Raw genomic sequence first — 18,895 nt, 5'->3', positions numbered from 1 at the left:
TCAATAGGTTGCGAGGTTCGATATAAGTCATCCGTCTCAATTCTGCTGAGCGGAGTTTTTTGGATTCGGAACTGAAGCCCATTACGCCGTCCGAGTCCTACTCTGGAGCTTATCATAGCATGGCCGGTCCGTCGACCATTGACGAATTCATCGAGCTGGTCACACGCAGTGGTGTAACCGATAACGCCCGCTTACAAACTTATTTGACCTCCTTGCGCTCCAGCGGCGGTCTCTCCCCGGAACCGACTCAGGTCGCCGGGCTGTTCGTTCGCGATGGACTTCTCACGTATTTCCAGGCCGAGCAAATCCTGCAGGGCAAGTGGCGCCGTTTCCACATCGGCAAGTATCGGATATTGGAACGCCTGGGTTCGGGAGGCATGGGTCAGGTCTTCTTGTGCGAACATATGAAGATGAAAACCCGTGTCGCGGTCAAGGTATTGCCCGCCGCCAAAGGAGAGGATCCTGCCTCTCTGGAACGGTTTACCCGGGAAGCTCGTGCCGCGGCCGCTCTGAATCATCCCAATATTGTCCGTGCCTACGATATCGACCAGGACGAGCAACTGCACTTTCTGGTCATGGACTACGTCGATGGCAGCAGCCTTCACGAGATTGTGAAAAAAGGCGGCCCGATGGACATCCGGCGGGTCTGCCATTACATCTCGGACTCGGCTAAAGGCTTGCAATATGCCATGGAACAGGGAATCGTTCACCGGGATATTAAACCGGGGAACATCCTGATCGATCGCCAGGGCACTGTCAAAATTCTCGATATGGGTCTCGCTCGGTTCTTCAACGACGAGGAAGATGCGATCACCCGTAAATTCGAGGAGATGGTTCTGGGCACGGCCGATTACCTGGCGCCGGAACAGGCGGTGGACAGCCATACGGTCGATACGCGCGCCGACATTTACAGCCTCGGCGCTACCATGTATTTCATGCTCACCGGTCGTCCGCCGTTCGCGGAAGGTACGGTAGCTCAGAAGCTTCTTTGGCATCAGAATCGCGATCCCGATCCGGTCGAGTCCCTCCGGACCGATCTACCACCGAAAATTGCCGCCATCGTTCGCAAAATGATGGTGAAGGACCGAACCAAACGATACCAGATTCCTCTCGATATCGTCGACGATCTTCAGGAGTTTACAACGGAGCCGATTGCTCCGCCTCCCGAAAAGGAAATGCCGCAGCTTTCGATGGCGGCCCGAATTTCCCTGGGTGCACCGAGTTCGGTACTAAAAAGTCGTCGGATTCAAAACGCTTCACAGAGCAATCCGCGTACTTTGGAAACGGCAAAAATCATTGCCGAAGCTCCTCCGGTCGCGAATACACTCACTGCCGGTCCCGATTCCAAACGGCAAAATTCCCCTTCTCCAGAGACGATGAATCTGGCCGATAAGGATACCAACGAATCGGCCGGTCCGAAAAATCGTCCGCTCAGCAATCCGTTCTACGAACAACCTTCGGAGATCGAACGGAGCGGTTTCCCACTGCTCTATGTGTTGCTGGGAGTGCTAGGGCTACTCGGAATTGGCGGCGTGGTTTTATTCGTCCTGATGCAAAGCAAATCTACGGTTTTGCCGGACGTTAATACCTCGAGCCGCCTTGAAGTTACTAAGTCGCGCCGGCCCTATTCCTACCCTACCCTGAAAGCGGCCATTGAGGCCGCCAAAGAGGGCGATCGCATTGTCCTCTACGATCAGATCTGGGAAGAGATCATTACCATCAATCGTCCGGTCAAGAATCTGACAATAGAGGCGGAAGTCGGCCGACCGGTCATCTGGCGCAGCAAGAGCCAGTTGGGGACAGCCGGAGGCATGATTAGCCTGAACAACTGTTCGGGTCTGACGATCAGAAATCTGATTATCGAAGCCGATCCCAACCAATGGGATAACGTAATAAAAATTACCGGATTCAATCCCGGTTTGACCCTGGAAGGGATCGAATTCCGCGGCTCGAAATCCGCAGCCATTTTGTGCTCGGGAACTCGCGGCGAACCGGAATCACCGATCCGTATCCGGGATTGCCGCTTCCCCGGTAAATCTCACGAAGAATCGCCTGCGAAAAAAGGGGCTGTCGGCCCCATTCGAGTCCCCGATTGCAAGTCGGCGATCGCTTGGGCTCCTCTATCCTCGGAAGCGAATGACGTCCGCTTTTTACAGATTCGAGATTGTCGATTCGAGGGAATTTCCTCGGATGGCTCGTCGCACCAGTCCGAAGGCTACGAACAAGCCCTTTTGATTCAGTGCAACCAGCGGGACTGCCAGTTTATTAACAACCGGGTTATGGGCCTCGAACGAGGGGTGACCTTCTCTGCATGGGCCAATCCAATCAGTCGGACGAAATTCGAGAACAATACTTTCTGCAAGTTGAGCAATTCAGCGTTTGCCTTCGATCAGGTCGAAGAATACTCCAAACCCGATATTGCCAAAGATACCAAGCTCGAAATCAACCAGAACTTCTTCACGGATGTGCAAGCTGTATTCAATTTTAAAGGCAAAGCGGTTCCTAAATTCGCCAACCTGAGCGGGGAATTCAATGCGATTCACGGTTTGAGGAAACCGGACCCCAACCTCAATTTGATTCATTCGAAGCCGGTAAACGAACTGGTCGAACAGAAGTCGCTGAGCAACAAGGACTTCCTGTATTATCCCACGACCAGCGAACTTTCCAAAATGGCTAACGGGGGCCCGGTGGGAGCCACCCCACCTCCGACTCCGGCGAGCACGGTTAAGAAGTGAGCTTTTACTTCACTGTGAAGTTCAATTTAATGATTTGCCCGCGATTTCGTCGTTTTTCCGAAAGGCGTATCTCGAATCCGGCCGCGAGACTATTGCCGCAGGAATCCTCAAGAACATCTCGAACTAGAATTTGATACTCGCCTGCTGCCCAGGAGCTTTTTGGAATTAGACTCCAACGTTTTTCCCGATCGGCAATTTGAATCTCGCCAGCCACCTCCCGACCCTGAGAATCCACCACTTGAATTACTCGCTCCAGCATGCCGTGATCGAGAGAATGATCGAAGCCAAGCGAAACGGGTTCCTTGGTGGCGGCATTTGGGGTCACAACTTTCCACTTTTTTTCATCGAGCCGATCTTCAATTCGGGGAAGCGTGGAGAATTTCTTTCGAAACTCTTCCTTCAGGAAATCGCCCGCCTGAGTCTTCCACTGCCGTCCGATCACAAGGGTATAGGTTTTGCCATCCTCCAGAACGGGCCCCATTTCTTCGTGAGGCTTCAATTCCCGCTTCACTCGTCCCGGGTCGAGCAAAAGTGTGAAACGCTTACCATCGGGTGACCAGAGTTCCTCGTCGAGTTCCAGAAAGGGACGATCCAGAGCTTTGCCCGCAGAGTCGAGCAGCTTCAAATTCGGGTACGCATCCCCCACTTTCATCGGCTGATCGAAATGAATGTAAAACCGCAGCAGGTTTTCCGGCAGATTGTCGGCCGACGGATACACATGCGTGACTTTGGCGGGCTGCGTTTTCAGTTTCGGAAGCGAGACCACTTTTTCCAGCTTGGTCTCTGCCGATTCCGATATCAGACGAACTCGGTAATCGGTGGCCGTTTCGAAGGGAAAGCGCGGATTGAATTCGTAACCGGAGCCGGTTTTCTGCCAACTCCCCAGGATGGCAATTTCTTCCTCTGGGCGGGTGGCTACCACAGTGATTATAGATTTCTTCAAATCGAGCGAATAGCTATTTTCGCTGGTGACCGCGATCTTACTATTTGAAATTGTAATTTGCGGGTCAGACAGGGAAATTAATGCGAAAAGACAGGTACAAAGTGCAGTCATAAGGATAACTCAGCGAAGGAGGCGATTCTTCGTTTGAGAAGAATCGCCCGAGGGATTTTGCTTAGGGAAGATCGATTGAAACGAGATTCAGACCCTTATCGCTTTTCGACAGAATCACGGCGTGCGAATCGTCCAACTTATCGAGAGTCAGAACTCCCTTCAGATTGGGAATCGTTTCATACTTCAGCCCGGCCGTCGATTCGACTCGTGCGCTGATGCTTTCAGTAGTATCAATTCCATCGGTGGATACCTTCATCACTCCACGCGCGGAATTAGCGATCAGAACGTACTCTTTGCCCTCTTTTTTGTAGGAAATCATGTTCAGCGGCACATTACGATTACCCAGTTCCGCCACGGTGGTGCCCCGAAGCTTTTTACCATTTTGCAGATCTTCCAGGGGAAATTTCACGAGGGGCGTGCAGGTGTAAGCGGCCAGAACGTGCGTTTTGCCGCCGATATCCATGGCCATGAAGGTTCGGATCGGGGAAGCCGTTTCATAGCGGCCGTGAGCACCATGGTAAATTTCGACCGCGGTTCCCTGATCGGCCTTATCGAATGGGAAAACGAGCATCCGCAGATTCGAGGAAAACTCTTCGTTCGAAAGCCCGGCGACAATAACGCGACCATTTACAAAAGAAATTCCCGTAATCGATTCCTGACGCTTCTTCTCGGTGGCATTTTTCAGACTGACTGAGGCGAAGGGAATGTCTTTAAGCATTAGTTCGCTGATTTTACCCGAACGTTCGACCTTCAGAAGAATCGGCGATTTGCCGCGCATCACGGAGACGTAGACATTTCCGCTGGCGGGATTGACTTTCATCGACTTGACGCTGACGCCGTCCGGTTTGGTGCCCAGCATTGCGGCCACTTTGCCGTCAAAACCTTCGATCTTGATGTCTTCCTTACCAGCCGGCTTCGTATCGGAGGTATCCAGCGCGAAAATGCTGGCCGCTTCTGGATCGGCCACGAACAGGATGCCGTCCGGCCCGAAAGCCAAAGGACCAACTGACTTGAATTCAGGTGTACCCTTTTTGAGACTATCGTTTAGACCGCCGGCCGCGACCGGCGAAGCGAGAAGGCCTGCTAAGAGCGAGGCCAGGAGAAGGAGCCGTTTCATGATGTTCCTCTGTGGAGTGGAATTCTCTCCATCATCTTTACCGTGTAGCCTGGAAATTCAAGCAAAAAGAAATGAGAAATCGTATTGGGAGTGTATGAAATAACTTCTGCCAAAATTCATAAAGCGTGAATTAGCTGGCAGAATTCTCGCCCACGGTCACCCTTCCGAGATTCGCGGTCGCGGCCGAAGAAGGGGAAACTCGAAAATTCCTCTGGAAAATTGTGCCGAATTGCTTTAAATTTGAATGCATGGTCATTAAGCTGCTGCTACCGATTCTAATTCTTGCACCCCGCATAAGTTGTGGTTCCAGGTAGCGGCTGACGTCATCCGAAGGATAACGAACCCTGGAACCAGAAGTTCCAGGGTTTTTTTGTTGGCTTTTTCGTTCGAACGGAGTTCCCAATGGTCCCCCCGACCGATCCCAACCGGGTCTTGATTTTCGACACCACCCTGCGCGATGGGGAGCAATCCCCCGGTTGCAGCATGAACCTGTCGGAAAAGCTGGAGATGGCCCACGCGCTTCAGGAATTGGGCGTGGACGTTATCGAGGCGGGTTTTCCCATTGCTTCCCCAGGGGATTTCGAATCGGTACAGGCAATCGCTCGCGAAGTGCGCGGCCCGATCATCGCCGGGTTGGCCCGATGCAATAAAGCAGATATCGAAAAAGCAGCCGCGGCCATCAAAGACGCCGAAAAACCGCGTATCCACCTTTTTCTGGCCACCAGTGCCATCCATCGCGAATTCAAACTTCGCATGAGCCGCGAGGAGATCGTCAAGCGAACCATCGAAAGCGTCAAAATGGCGCGCGAGTATTGCGAGGATATTGAATTCTCACCTGAAGACGCCTCCCGTACCGAGTTGGAATTCCTGGCCGAGGTTTGCGAAAGAGCTTTGGAATGCGGGGCTACTACCCTGAACATACCGGATACCGTCGGCTACTCGGTTCCGTCGCACTACGCCGACATCATGCGCTATTTAAAGAAAAATGTGCGCGGCATCGAAAAAGCCATTCTGTCGGTCCACTGCCATAACGATCTGGGGCTGGCCGTGGCAAATAGCCTGGCCGCCCTCATGGAAGGTGCCCGACAAGTCGAATGCACCATCAACGGCATCGGTGAACGAGCGGGTAACTGCGCTCTCGAAGAAGTCGTGATGGCTTTGCAGACCCGCAAGGACTTCTTCAATCTGCAAACGGGCATCAACACTCGGTTGCTTTTCCCGACCAGCCGTAAGCTGACGACCACTACCGGCATGATGGTGCAGCGAAACAAAGCCATTGTCGGCCAGAACGCGTTCGCGCACGAAGCCGGCATCCATCAGGACGGCATGCTGAAAGAACGCTCCACCTACGAGATCATGCGGCCGGAAGATGTCGGCATTTCGAAAACCGAACTGGTGCTCGGCAAGCACAGCGGCCGTCATGCTCTGAAAGATCGCATTCAGGAACTGGGCTATCACCTGGATGATACCCAGCTTCAAAAAGTGTTCGATGCTTTCAAAATCCTGGCCGACCGCAAGAAAACGATTTACGATGCCGATATCGAAGCGTTGTGCGAAAACCTGCTGCATACCGGACATCACACCGTCTGGACCCTGGAAGCATTTACCTGCAATGCAGGCACCGGCACCCTCCCCTCAGCGGCCATAGCCCTCTGGCACTCCGATGGCGAAATAGTTCGGGAAGCGGCTTGCGGTGACGGCCCGGTCGATGCCGTTTTCACGGCCATAGACCGCATCACCAAGATCGAAGTGGAATTCCTCGATTATCGAGTTCGCAGTCTGACCATGGGCGGCGATGCGTTGGGCGAAGCGACTGTGGAGGTTTCTTACGAAGGTAAAAAGTTGTCCGGGCGGGCGGTCAGTACGGATATTGTGGAAGCCAGCGCCCTGGCTTATTTGCAGATCCTGAATCGGATTGCGTCCCGACAGGTCAATCCCCGTTTGAAACCGACGGAATCGCATATTGCCTGATCTTGGCTTTTGAGATCTGACCGAACCTATTAATCGGTCAGACTTGAAACTCCAAGAGGCGGGCATGTCCAAACTTCGGAATCTTATCGTGGTCTTGGGGGACCAGTTATCCGATCAATCGCCCGCTCTGGACGGTTTCCATCCGAAGCAGGATGCAATTTGGATGGCGGAAGTCCGCGATGAGTCGCGCCACGTCTGGTCTCATAAAGCTCGCTCGACTTATTTCCTCTCGGCCATGCGGCACTTTCGCGACCAGCAGAAATCCCTGGGCCGCAAAGTCCTCTATACGCAGTTGGACGATGTTTCAAACGCCGGTTCACTGTCGGCGGAACTCGAAAAGTCTATCAAAAGCCGAACTCCGGGAGCGATTCGCCTTACCGAACCCGGCGATTTTCGAGTCAAAAAATCTCTTGAGGAAACCGCCCGGGGTCATCGAATCCCGCTGCAACTGGTTCCGGACAATCACTTCATCAGTTCGAATCAGGAATTCGAGGAGCACTGCCGGGATCGCAAACAACTCCGACTGGAATTCTTCTATAGGGAATTGCGAAAGAAAACGGGAATCCTGATGGAGGGCTCCGAACCGCTGGGAGGCGCCTGGAACTTCGATTCGGAGAACCGCAAAAGCTTCGGGAAAAAAGGCCCGGGATTGTTGCCAGTGCCGGTCGCCTTTGAGCCGGACGCCAATACTCGCCAGGTCATTCAGACCGTTGAAAAATGGCTTTCGGACAACCCCGGTTCCACAAAAAATTTCGACTGGCCGGTGACTACCGAACAAGCGCGAGCCGCACTGAAAGACTTCATCGAGCATCGACTGCCGCACTTCGGCGATTATCAGGATGCCATGTGGACCAGCCAAACCTGGCTGTATCATTCGCGAATTTCCGCCGCGTTAAACTTGAAGTTATTAAATCCGATGGAAGTGATTCGCGCGGCCGAGAAAGCTTATCATCTCGGGCGAGTTCCCCTCCCGGCGGCTGAGGGGTTCATCCGTCAGATCCTCGGCTGGCGCGAATATGTTCGCGGCATTTACTGGAAATTCATGCCCGATTACCTGGAGAGGAATGCACTCAACGCTCAACAACCCCTTCCCGCTTTTTTCTGGACGGCAAATACCGATATGCACTGCCTTCGCGAGACGATCCAGCAAACTCTCGACTACGGCTACGCCCACCACATTCAGCGGTTAATGATTACCGGGCTCTTCTCCCTTTTGTTGGGAGTTCAACCCAAGGCCATCCACGAATGGTATCTGGCCGTTTATGTGGATGCCGTGGAATGGGTCGAGGTTCCCAACGTCATCGGGATGTCCCAATTTGCCGACGGCGGCGTTATGGCCTCAAAGCCCTATGCGGCCTCGGGAGCCTACATCAATCGCATGAGCAACTACTGCCAGGGCTGCCGTTACAAACCGACCGAGTCAACCGGCGAGGAGGCCTGCCCATTTACCACCCTCTATTGGGATTTTCTCGATCGGAATTTGCCATTGCTGAAAGGCAATATGCGGATGGCGATGCAGCTGAAAAATCTGCAGCGAATTCCCGGATCGGAACTTCAAGCCCTCCGGAAGAAAGCGCGATCAATCCAGGAATCTCTGCACGTCAATTAGAGAGGAAATCGTACCTTTCTCATGGGAGCTTTTGGGAGCGCGTTCAACGAGTAGGCTTCTCATCCCACAAGCCTTGGCGGCCTGAAAATCGTTCACCCGATCATCGCCCACGAACAGAATTTCAGGAGCCGAACAACCCGAATGTTCGATCACTCGTTGAAAAAATTGTTTCCCCGGCTTCCGACAACCCATTTCGGAACTAATGAGCAGCTGAGTTCGAAAATTACTCAATTCGGGCATCTCATTCACGATGGTGCGTAGCCGTTTGTCGAAATTCGAAGCTAGACCGACGGGCAAATTCCGCTTCAACAGCCTATCCAATGTCGGCAGAAAATCTTCGAAGAGTCGCCAGGCCGTCGGTTGCGCAAACCAGTGATAAAGCTCCTGAAAGATCTGCTCGCGCTGGGGAGATTCCCGGAAGGTCTCGACAACCACTTCGTGCCATCGTTCCAATTCCCGATCCTCCGAAGTGGACCAGTCGCGGGAGCGATCGACCGTCTCCTGACGGGAGTAAACCTCTTTCAATCGCTCGCGGATTTGAATTTCCGGAAAATGAACTCCATATTGGCTGGCCACTTGCTGATAGATCTGGGTCACAGGCGGTTCGGGATAAAGGATAGTACCTACTGCATCAAACCAAACGGCTCGAATCACTTGTAATTCCTTCAAAATCAGTGGGCAAGACGCCTCAAGCTTGGAAGATCGGCTATTCTTGTGAACTACACCTTGAGGGACCTCACATGCTCGGCTGGTCAACTACGCCACTCAAACGCGCCGATCAAAAGCGGTTCGACTGTTACGAACCCAGGCCGTTTCTCCCCCAAACTAATTTTTGGGCTCGCTGGTCCTTTGTTTTTGCACTTATCGGGCTCATTCCATTTATAGGCGTTGTTTCAGGAACATTCGCGGTTATCACAGGATGGGTGGGAATCCGAAGGATATTCAAGTCGGGAATGGCCGAGGGGCTGAGCCATGCTCGTCTGGCCGTTTATCTGGGACTATTTGAATTTGCGATGAACGCGATTGGGATTCTGTTAATCGCAATCGCCCTTCTCTAGGAGTTCATAACCGCTTTCGAGACGGCATGGTTTTTACCGCTTCGATGGGCTGGCAGATCCGAGCTGCCAGCGCGACTTTCAAAAGATGGATGCCGCCGCGAAAGACGATAAAACCGCTAAAGATGATCGGCCCCGATTCCACAATCCAACGGCTGGTCAACAGCATTACGAACGCGAAACCAAAAATCGCGATCCCTAGTCCGACCAAAATCCAGCCCGCAATTTCTCTCGAATTGATCATGGAAGGTTCTCTCCTTTTCGCATCTGCTTTCGCTTATACCATTTGATCCAGCGGTCCATTCGCTGCTGTTCGCGTCGACTGCTCTTCCAGAATTCATCAGCGAGCGTCAGGTAAGCCTCGTCTTGTGTCGTCTTGCGGCGATCCATTATCAGAAACAACAAATAGAGGACCAGCAGGATCGCCGCGATAAGACCGACGAATAAGGCCAGACTGGCCAGGTTGGCTTCCAGCGTTATAAACCGCTTCTCATTCAACCAGAGTCCGCTGTTGTAGAGGGCGTTACATAGAACCACCGCCAAGACGCCGCAGATCAGGACCTGAAAGATCGAATCACCCGTTTCAGTTGGGGGACAATCCTCTGCCTTGCGGACGATAGGCCCTTCGGTCAGTTCGATGGCTTCTCCGCGATTTCGAAATCGCGGAGGTAACAGGAAGCGCCAGAATCCCAACAGTTTCAACTGCCCCATGACATATCCGAGCGTTCCCAGGGCTAGCAGTATTCGTTCCAGCCGGGGCATGCCGGGAAGCCCGAAGGACCGGGAATTAAAATTCTGCGCGGCGATCCTCAGACCCGGATCGAACAGGTGATAGCCGATGATAATTACATAGAGGTAAAGCGAACTGCTCCAACTTGCCAGAATCCCCGGAATAGCGAACAAAAGAGCAAACAGACCAATCAGTTCGGCTCCCTGCGATGACATCAAAAAGAAGTTCAAGAGCAGGCACGCGCTGGTCAAAAAAAGATAATTCCGCGGCCCGGGTTCTGCCATGGTCTGACTGAGCAGGTGCAGGGGATTTCTGAATTTTTGTTCGTTCATCGACGTATCCTCGCCGCGCGCAGATCGGACATCTTCTGAACGATTCGTGCGACCGTGTCGTCATCGTCGGCCCACAGCAGTTGAACCCCCAAACGCCGGACACGGGTTTGAAATTGCAACAGTTGCTCGTCGTAGAGCCGCATCAGCTCTTTCCGGAGATCCTTCTGTAATGCAGAGAGCCGTTGATCTCTGGGTTCGGGGAGGTTTTTTTCAAGGCGGAAGCGTTGACAGATGAATACCACTTCGTGATGACGGGCCCGTATCAGCCGAATGGCCCGCAGCAATCGGGGCCAGGCTGCTTGACTTTCGGCAAAGTTACCGAGAATGACGAACAGTTCGTTATCCCGGGCTCTCGTCACGCACTGGATTAGGGAGTTGTTGAGGTGATCGACTTTAAATTCGCCAGGGCTGGGAACTTCCAGCGGCGGTGGCGTCGAATTCCCCAGAAATTCCAGTGAGTGATGTCTCAGAAAATCCCGGCATCGAGAGGTAAATTCTTCGTCGTTTTCTCTTAGGAAACTGATCTCTCGAGCCGGTCGTCGGTCGAATGCGGTGAATAGGGCCGCCAGTTGTTTCCGGCGATGTGTCCGATTTCGTCGCGAGGGCCAGTAACCCTGCAGACCGAAAACGAAGAAAGCGAACAGGCCGATCCCGGCGGAAATCAATCCGAACATCAGTGACAAATCGGTATCCGATCTGCCCCGGGTCAGCGCCAGAATATCATCGAGGAATAACCGGATTCGCGGCCAGAGAAGGAGCAGAGGAGCCGTGAGAAGCAGGATTATCAACCAGGCCCCGGCTGAATCTAAAACGGGTTCCCAGGCTAGAGTCAGGGGTGTGCTGTTCCGCCGGGGGGTCATCAGATTGGGGTAGATTTCCGAAGCCACTGCGTGCGTCTGCTGCGTTATCCACTCGACATCGTGACTGGCTATCACCGGCTGTCCCACTTCGGAAAGTCTTTGCAGCATCTCGATTCGATGTCGGCTACTTCTCGAAGGCTTCATTCCTCGCGAGGAGGCTTCGTCGAATGTATAAAGGCCGACGTAATCCCGGTTACGTAACAGCGATTCGAGAATGGCCGCCGACGTCTCGACCAGCACTTGCTTCACACTGGAGGCTTCCGGGGAATCTATCATTTCCGGGCTGGCATCGAGAAAGAGTGTACAGCGGAGCGGAACCTCACTCTCGAGTTCCCGAGTAATCAGTTTGTCTCTTCGGGCGGATTGCTTCCAGGCAATCATCTTGGGGGGGTCGCCGGGCAGGTAATCCCGCAAATCGAGCAGATCCCCCGCCCCGCCCGGCCTTAAAAACCGCTGAGTTCCCAATGCCGGCAGTACGTTATGCCGTTTGGTCGAACGAGGTTGATGAACGCGACGTAGCCCTAGCGGAAGAATGGGCAATTCGATCGGATCATGCAGCACTAGTCGATAGCTGAAAAGTCCGTGCAAGTCGGAGAGTCGCAGGCCGATGCCATGGAAAGTGAGTAGCCCGATCAATTGAGGCTGAATCGTGTAGGAGATTTCCGTTTGCCCGCGGCGCGGCAAGGAGATCCAGTTACCCGTAGCCTCCGGACTGGCGAAAGCTCCCGCCGGCACCAGGTCTCGGAATTGAAACAACGGCAGGCTGACCCGCGCGGGATTTTTGAAAGCAATGGATACGGTGATTTTCTGGTTGGGAAAGCTCGAGCGGATGACTCGTCCTTCCGCACGGAAGATCCGTTGAAATTGCAATCGGGGAACGACATAGGACAGATGGATACGGAAGCGAATCCACTCGACTAACAGCCAGCAAAGAATGGTGACCCCGAGGACAGCCAAGGCCATTCCGCCGCGCTGACTGAGAATGAATCCCATAGCCGCCTGGAGTAAGGCCAGGACTGTCAGCCACCAGCCTCGAGTCGTCAGCATGGAAACCCCTGCAGACAGTAACTACACGCTCGTTACCACCGGAACGGAAGCGAGCAAATCCTTCACGATGTCGGAAATCTGCTTACCTTCCAACTCTGCTTCCGGCCGGATAATGAGACGGTGGCCCAGCACCAGAGGAGTCACGACTTGAACATCCTCGTGCGTGAAGTAATTTCGCCCCTGGGTCAAGGCTCGAGCGCGGGCGGACTTCAGTATATTCAGAGAAGCTCGAGGGCTCGCGCCCAGCAGCAGATCCGGATGCGTTCGGCTCTCTTCAGAAAGTTTAACGATGTAGTCGAACAACTCCGGCTTGCCGAACACTTCCCCGAGTCGCGAACGGATTTGCAGCAACTCCGCCGGAGTGGTTTGCTGCTGCAATTCGACGAGCTCCTTGCTGTGCACCTGGAGCATGCGAACTTCCGCACGGTGATCGGGATAGCCGACCTGAATCTTTATCAGGAAGCGATCCAGTTGTGCTTCCGGTAACCGGTAGACCCCTTCCTGCTCCACCGGGTTTTGCGTTGCGAGCACAAAAAAGGGTTGCGGCAGCGACAGCGTCTGGCCATCCACCGTCACCTGATATTCCTGCATGGCCTCCAGCAATGCCGACTGGGTCTTCGCCGGAGCGCGGTTGATTTCGTCCGCCAGCAGGATCTGGCAGAAAATTGGACCTTTCCGCAGAACGAAGTCATTCGTCCGGCGGTCGAAAATCGAAGTGCCCGTTACGTCGGAAGGCAGCAAGTCCGGCGTGAATTGAATTCGCTGGTATTCGCAGCCAAGAATTCGGGCGAACAACTTGGAGAGAGTGGTTTTTGCCACCCCCGGCACTCCTTCGAGCAAAACATGCCCGCCGGCGAGAATGGCGATCAGCATCTGCTGAATGACATCGTCCATGCCGACGACCACCTTATTCATCTGCTCGATGGAACGGAGGCAGAGTTGTTGAGTGGATCGAACGGGGTCGAAGGAAGTTTCTGTTACCGGTAGACTCATGCTTTTTGTGGTACGTGGGTCCGAGGGGAAGGCAAGACAGAGGAAGACGCAATCGATCGGGAAATCGCACGGCGTTCCAGTTGGTTCAGATCCGCGAGGACCTTCTGAAATTTCCGGGCGGTGATTTTTTGAGGTCCTTCATAAGCCAAAAGCCATAAACGCCGTAATGTGAACTTCGAACCGAACTGATACCAGGCAAAATGCTTCCGGAGTTGCCTCAGACTGGGGCTGCCGGTGCTATCCGGAGTTTCCGCGATGCGGGCGAAAGACGATCGAATTACGTTGCGGGCCGAAGAATAGTAATTATCTCGATATTCCTGAATCTCAAGCTGTTCACCCGGATGATCCAAATTGTAGGGTATTAGTCGAGTGGCCTGACGACGGCCTCGAGCCGATGCAGAACGGGCACTGAAGAATCGCCAGAGAATCCAGCTGAACAGCCCGAATATCGCGAAGAGCCACCAGCCGCGGTAGATTTTGGGTAAACCGATATTTTCCTTCAACCAGGTATTAAAGAAATCCTTTTCCTCCATGGAGCTGACAACCTGATCGGACGCCTGCAAAAACATGTTGCCGAGTTGGTTCAACGGCGGCAAAGGCATTTCCGGAAGAGGTAAATCAAAGTTATCCTCGGGGAAAGTATTATCGCTGAAGTAGCAATATTCTCTTTTGAACCTGCCCAGGTTGATCAAATAGTCGACGAGTTGCTCGGCAAATTGATAATTATCCGTGTCTTTTCGAACCATTAGTTGATTGAAAAAAACATCCTGATCGGAGAGAAAAATCGCTTTTCCGCCTCGGGATCCCAGTTCGCCTCCGAATGCGAAAAAATCCTCTTTGGGAAGGAATTTATCGACTTCGAGATAATAATTCGGGTCCGAAAGCAACCTGATTCTCTGCTCCGGCAGCAGCAGCTTTTCACCAAATTTGGCCCCCGAATAAAATCCCGCCAGGGGGTAAAGCTTACCATCGAATTGCTTAAGTAAATCGGCGGAAGCAGTGAATTGGTTCATAACGGGAGCGGATCGGGATTCTCGTCGAATGGAACTGGGGATAGTGGTTACTATTTTTCGAAGCGGGGCACCATTCCGATCGTAAAAACATTCACTGGCAGCAGTTAAATGCCTTTGATCGACCGGGGACACCAACGGAAAATTTTCGGGGTTGAGGACGTTGCGTCCGGGAAATGATCCCTGCGGTCCGGGAAGCACCGCGCGACCGGTAATAAACAGTCCGAAGGTCCGTACTAATTCTTCACAGTTGTGATCGCTGACAAAAAGTAACGATCCCCCCAGGGCGACAAATTTCTGCATCTCCTGAATGTCCCCAGTGTTCATCACATCGCCCATCATGATTATGACAGACTTGGGAGCCGAAGTGAGAATTGTCAATCGATTGGGTATGGGCCGAAGCCCCTTCTGATGCAGAACCCATTTGAACAAATCGGTTCCCTGAGCTTCCAGAACCAGCGGTTTATTTTCCGCGGCTGGCGTGGGGCTCTGAGAAAGACAGGTCGAACTCGCCCACAGCAACAGACTGACTGTCCAGCCCATCCATCGACGCGATATCATTTGACAGAAACCTCCAAAAGCGTGCGAATCGCACGCCGGGCGGAGGTTAAATCGGTTTCTGAAAGTGGAGCGTCCAGCTTACTGTATCGAGCTCGTTCATAGAGTTCGGTGAGCATGTTGATATTCTCGGCCAGCTGGGGTTCCCTCTCTCGGATTTCATTTTCGACCTTCTGGTGATTCCAGTGGATAGCTTTTTCCCCCAAATAGCGAAGGCTCAACCGGTCGTAAGCCGCTACGAATTTTCCAGCATCGGTGACTTCATCGACCTGAATGCTCAAATCCCAGCGGCTGAACTTATTCTCGACAGGAATTTCCGGTGGTTTTTTCACTGCGGATTTCAGGAACCAGATCGCTAAGCCTGCTCCGCCAATCACAATGATCGGCATGATCCAACTGGAACCTGTGGAAGCCTGTCCCGCGATGCCTCCCACAAAGCCCGGCAGTTCGAAATTCCCGCTGAGACGACCGGCCGAACGAAAGTTCGTTCGCGGCACTCGAAAATTTTGTCGGGCCGCCCATTCCGCCAGATCCTTTGCTTCTCCTTCAAAATTCTTGTACCAATCGCTCTGCTGCCATTCATTCTTCGAAATTTTCAGATTGAGATCCTTGAGGAAATCGTTCCATTCCGGTCGACCGGCCAGATTCTCCTGAAACCATCGCATGAGGTTCGGGCTCGGTTTGAAATCTGACCTTCTCGGAAGCGATGCCAGAAATTCCTTCTTTGGATTTGGTCGATTGAAGTCAAGTTGCATCATCGCATCATCGATGCTGGTTAGGCCCGGCTTTTTGCGAGGGACATCGATTTTGGGTTCCTCGGTCGATTTGCGTGAAGATTTATTCAGAAGGCCGTTGAAACCGCCCAGAAGTTTATTGAGCGGCGAAGAGCTAGTCGTCTCGGTGGATTTTCCGCCCAGGCTATTCGATCTGCCCTCGAGTTTTTCCTTCATTTCCGTCAGTTTTTTGACATCGCGAAATTCGGGGGGAAGAGAATTGAGCACTTCATCCAGCTTGGAAGGATCTTTTTGCAGATCGAGTATCTTCTTCTGGAGATCCGGGTCGGAGAGTAGCCGTTGGAAGATATCGCGATCTTTTAAGGAGGAAATCGCATCAAATGTGACTGTCGATTCGCGATTGAGTAGTGCATGCGAGGGCACCGCGGGCATATCATCAATTGCCAGTATGGGTTCCAGGCGGTATTTTTGTGCCAAACCGGGATTGGCCATGGCCAAAAACGCGAGCAATAGGCACAAGGATCGGATTGTCATTTTTGCGACTCGTTTACTATTCCGGTCAGGATCATACTACCCCTAACCCGGACAATCTAGCAAGCAATAAAACCCGCACAAAGAGTGCTACCCTAATTTCGGCTAAACCCTAAAATGCTACTCTTCAACACGATTCGCAACACAAAGAGTACGGCATGGCCGAGCATTATATTTTTCAGATCGAGAACCTGAGCAAACTTTATAACCGCAAGGAAGTCCTCAAAAATATCTGGCTGGCGTTCTATCCCGGGGCCAAAATCGGCGTCATTGGCAGTAACGGGGCCGGAAAATCCACCCTGCTCCGAATCATGGCTTTGCAGGACACCGACTTCATGGGAACCGCCCGGGCCCACGAAGGCATCAGCATCGGTTACGTACCCCAGGAACCCAAACTCACCAACGGCAAAACTGTCCTGGAAAATATTGAGGAAGCAGTTGCTCCCACGCGAAAAATGCTGAAGCGGCATGAAGAAATCGGCGAACTGATGGGTGATCCCAATGCCGATTTCGACAAGCTGATGGAGGAAATGAGCCGGCTCCAGGACAAAATCGATGCCTGTAATGCCTGGGAACTGGACCGCCAGCTGGAAATCGCCATGGATGCCATGCGTCTGCCTCCTTCGGATGCCCTCGTCGACAAACTCTCCGGTGGGGAACGCCGTCGGGTTGCCCTTTGTAAAATGCTGCTTCAAAAGCCGGACCTGTTACTATTAGACGAGCCCACGAACCACTTGGATGCGGAATCGGTATTCTGGCTCGAGAAACACCTGAAGGAATATCCCGGCACGGTCGTCAGCGTTACGCACGATCGCTACTTTCTGGATAATGTCGCCGAGTGGATCCTCGAACTGGATCGCGGCTCCGGCTATCCATTCAAAGGGAATTACACTTCCTGGATGGAGCAGAAAAAAGCCCGGCTGGAGAAGGAAGAGAAAACCGAATCGGCCCGGCAGAAGGCTCTGGCCCGGGAATTGGAATGGGTTCGGACCAGTCCCAAGGGCCGATTGGCAAAAAATAAGGCCCGATTGACCTCTTATGAAAAATTAGCGAGCCAAGCGTACGAAGAACGAGAAGACGATCTGCAAATCCAGATTCCCCCGGGCAATCCGCTCGGCGATCTGGTGGTGCGTGCCGAAGGCTTGACCAAAGGCTTCGGCGATCGGGTATTGTTCGATAATCTGAGTTTCGACCTGCCTAAAGGGGGCATTGTCGGAGTGATCGGCCCCAACGGCGCGGGGAAAACCACGCTGTTCCGGATGATTGTCGGACAGGAAAAACCCGATAAAGGCACTCTGAGAATCGGCGATAAAGTCGAAGTGGCCTACGTCGATCAGCATCGCGATCACCTGGCGGACCAGAAAACCGTTTTCGAGGAAGTGGCCAACGGACTCGATTTCATGATGCTCGGCAAACAGAAAGTTCCTTCCCGCGGCTATCTATCCCGATTTAACTTCAAGGGACCCGATCAGCAGCGGAAAGTGGGCGAACTCTCCGGGGGAGAACGAAACCGCGTTCACCTGGCAAAGCTATTGCGCTCCGGGGGCAACCTACTTCTACTGGACGAACCGACGAATGACCTCGATGTCGATACGCTTCGAGCACTGGAAGAGGCTTTGATAAACTTCGGGGGCTGCGCGGTGGTTATCAGCCACGATCGCTGGTTCCTGGATCGTATCTCCACCCACATACTGGCCTTCGAGAGCGACGGTGTCTATTGGTGTGAAGGGAACTATAAGACTTACGAAGAAATGCGACGCGTTCGGTTGGGTGAGGCCGCCGACCGTCCCACCAAGGTGATCCACAAGAAACTGATGGCTTAAACGAATTTATTCACTCGTACAGGATCGTTATGGCCTTCATGGAATTACGGGATGTCACCAAGACCTATCAGCAGGGCAGCCGGACTGTCAATGCCGTTCGGGGAGTTACACTCTCAGTCGATGCCGGGGAATTCGTTTCGATCATGGGCCCGAGCGGTTCCGGCAAATCGACGTTGCTTCACCTGCTGGGAACTTTGGACACCCCTTCCACGGGGCAGGCCTTTTTCGAGAATCGCGATCTGCGGTCGATGTCGGATAAAGAACGCTCCGTCCTCCGCCGGACGAAGGTCGGCTTCGTGTTTCAGTTCTTTAATCTTTTGCCCACGCTCAAAGGCATCGACAACGTGAGTCTGCCGCTCCTGCTCGGTCGAACCAATCGCAAAGTCGCACTCGATCTCGCGCAGAAGTCATTGGAGCGGGTCGGGATGAGCCATCGAGCGACGCATTATCCCGAGGAAATGTCCGGTGGGGAAATGCAGCGCGTGGCGATTGCCCGGGCGCTGGTTACCAACCCCTCGGCGATTCTTTGCGATGAGCCAACCGGAAATCTCGATTCCGCCAGCAGCAAAGAGATCATGACACTTTTACGAAGTCTGCCCGAGCCCGGTAAAAGATCCGTGGTGATGGTAACGCACGAGCGCAAGGCCGCTGAGTACGGCGATCGCTTGATTTACATTCAGGACGGAACTGTCGCCAACGAAGAACGGTTTCGAGTTCCAGCATAGATTCGACAGGA

General features: G+C 53.1%; 14 protein-coding genes. 5 read left to right on the top strand and 9 right to left on the bottom strand.

Features of this window, described 5'->3' with window-relative positions; translation table 11 throughout:
* Nucleotides 1-119 precede the first annotated feature (119 nt).
* Nucleotides 120-2,735 carry a serine/threonine-protein kinase gene (locus tag KIH39_RS03250; RefSeq protein WP_213497838.1) on the top strand — a complete coding sequence of 872 codons (2,616 nt, stop codon included), beginning with the start codon at nt 120-122 and terminating at the stop codon, nt 2,733-2,735.
* Between the two features lie 4 nt (nt 2,736-2,739).
* On the opposite strand, the gene KIH39_RS03245 is transcribed toward KIH39_RS03250, so the two are convergent.
* On the bottom strand, nt 2,740-3,789 hold the full coding sequence (locus tag KIH39_RS03245; RefSeq protein ID WP_213497837.1) for a hypothetical protein: 1,050 nt from the start codon (nt 3,787-3,789) through the stop codon (nt 2,740-2,742).
* A 61-nt stretch (nt 3,790-3,850) separates the two neighbouring features.
* A complete protein-coding gene (locus tag KIH39_RS03240; protein ID WP_213497836.1) occupies nt 3,851-4,906 on the bottom strand; it encodes a hypothetical protein in 1,056 nt (351 codons plus the stop codon).
* 402 nt (nt 4,907-5,308) lie between these two features.
* Between KIH39_RS03240 and KIH39_RS03235 the strand changes: the two genes are divergently transcribed.
* Entirely contained in the window at nt 5,309-6,877 is a 1,569-nt protein-coding gene (locus KIH39_RS03235) for a 2-isopropylmalate synthase (RefSeq protein WP_213497835.1), read from the top strand.
* Between the two features lie 64 nt (nt 6,878-6,941).
* Nucleotides 6,942-8,486, top strand: coding sequence for a cryptochrome/photolyase family protein (locus KIH39_RS03230; RefSeq protein WP_213497834.1), 1,545 nt, complete (start codon nt 6,942-6,944; stop codon nt 8,484-8,486).
* Here the strand turns inward: KIH39_RS03230 and KIH39_RS03225 are convergent.
* The 7 genes from KIH39_RS03225 to KIH39_RS03195 form a co-directional block, all read right to left on the bottom strand.
* Complete coding sequence (locus KIH39_RS03225; protein ID WP_213497833.1) at nt 8,457-9,140, bottom strand: HAD-IA family hydrolase; 684 nt, start codon at nt 9,138-9,140, stop codon at nt 8,457-8,459. The genes KIH39_RS03230 and KIH39_RS03225 overlap by 30 nt on opposite strands.
* Nucleotides 9,141-9,548: 408 nt before the next feature.
* On the bottom strand, nt 9,549-9,785 hold the full coding sequence (locus KIH39_RS03220; RefSeq protein ID WP_213497832.1) for a hypothetical protein: 237 nt from the start codon (nt 9,783-9,785) through the stop codon (nt 9,549-9,551).
* Complete coding sequence (locus KIH39_RS03215; protein ID WP_213497831.1) at nt 9,782-10,603, bottom strand: hypothetical protein; 822 nt, start codon at nt 10,601-10,603, stop codon at nt 9,782-9,784. Before KIH39_RS03215 ends, KIH39_RS03220 begins: the two co-directional genes overlap by 4 nt.
* Nucleotides 10,600-12,510, bottom strand: a complete 1,911-nt coding sequence (locus KIH39_RS03210) for a DUF58 domain-containing protein (RefSeq protein WP_213497830.1) — start codon at nt 12,508-12,510, stop codon at nt 10,600-10,602. Before KIH39_RS03210 ends, KIH39_RS03215 begins: the two co-directional genes overlap by 4 nt.
* 21 nt (nt 12,511-12,531) lie before the next feature.
* The gene (locus tag KIH39_RS03205) at nt 12,532-13,503 is read right to left on the bottom strand and encodes an AAA family ATPase (protein WP_213497829.1); all 972 of its coding nucleotides are present in this window, start codon (nt 13,501-13,503) and stop codon (nt 12,532-12,534) included.
* The gene (locus KIH39_RS03200; protein WP_213497828.1) at nt 13,500-15,074 is read right to left on the bottom strand and encodes a hypothetical protein; all 1,575 of its coding nucleotides are present in this window, start codon (nt 15,072-15,074) and stop codon (nt 13,500-13,502) included. The genes KIH39_RS03205 and KIH39_RS03200 overlap by 4 nt, the downstream gene beginning before the upstream one ends.
* A complete protein-coding gene (locus KIH39_RS03195) occupies nt 15,071-16,339 on the bottom strand; it encodes a hypothetical protein (protein WP_213497827.1) in 1,269 nt (422 codons plus the stop codon). The genes KIH39_RS03200 and KIH39_RS03195 overlap by 4 nt, the downstream gene beginning before the upstream one ends.
* 155 nt (nt 16,340-16,494) lie before the next feature.
* Here KIH39_RS03195 and ettA point away from each other — a divergent pair, with 155 nt between their 5' ends.
* On the top strand, nt 16,495-18,159 hold the full coding sequence (gene ettA, locus KIH39_RS03190; RefSeq protein ID WP_213497826.1) for an energy-dependent translational throttle protein EttA: 1,665 nt from the start codon (nt 16,495-16,497) through the stop codon (nt 18,157-18,159).
* A 29-nt stretch (nt 18,160-18,188) separates the two neighbouring features.
* Nucleotides 18,189-18,884 (top strand): ABC transporter ATP-binding protein, encoded by a 696-nt coding sequence (locus tag KIH39_RS03185; protein WP_246539503.1) that lies wholly within the window; start codon nt 18,189-18,191, stop codon nt 18,882-18,884.
* The last annotated feature ends 11 nt before the right edge of the window (nt 18,885-18,895 follow it).

Source organism: Telmatocola sphagniphila, from assembly GCF_018398935.1.
Classification (GTDB): Bacteria; Planctomycetota; Planctomycetia; order Gemmatales; family Gemmataceae; genus Telmatocola; species Telmatocola sphagniphila.
The sequence above is the reverse complement of the archived record's forward strand: the minus strand, read 5'-3'. Positions and strand labels throughout refer to the sequence as shown.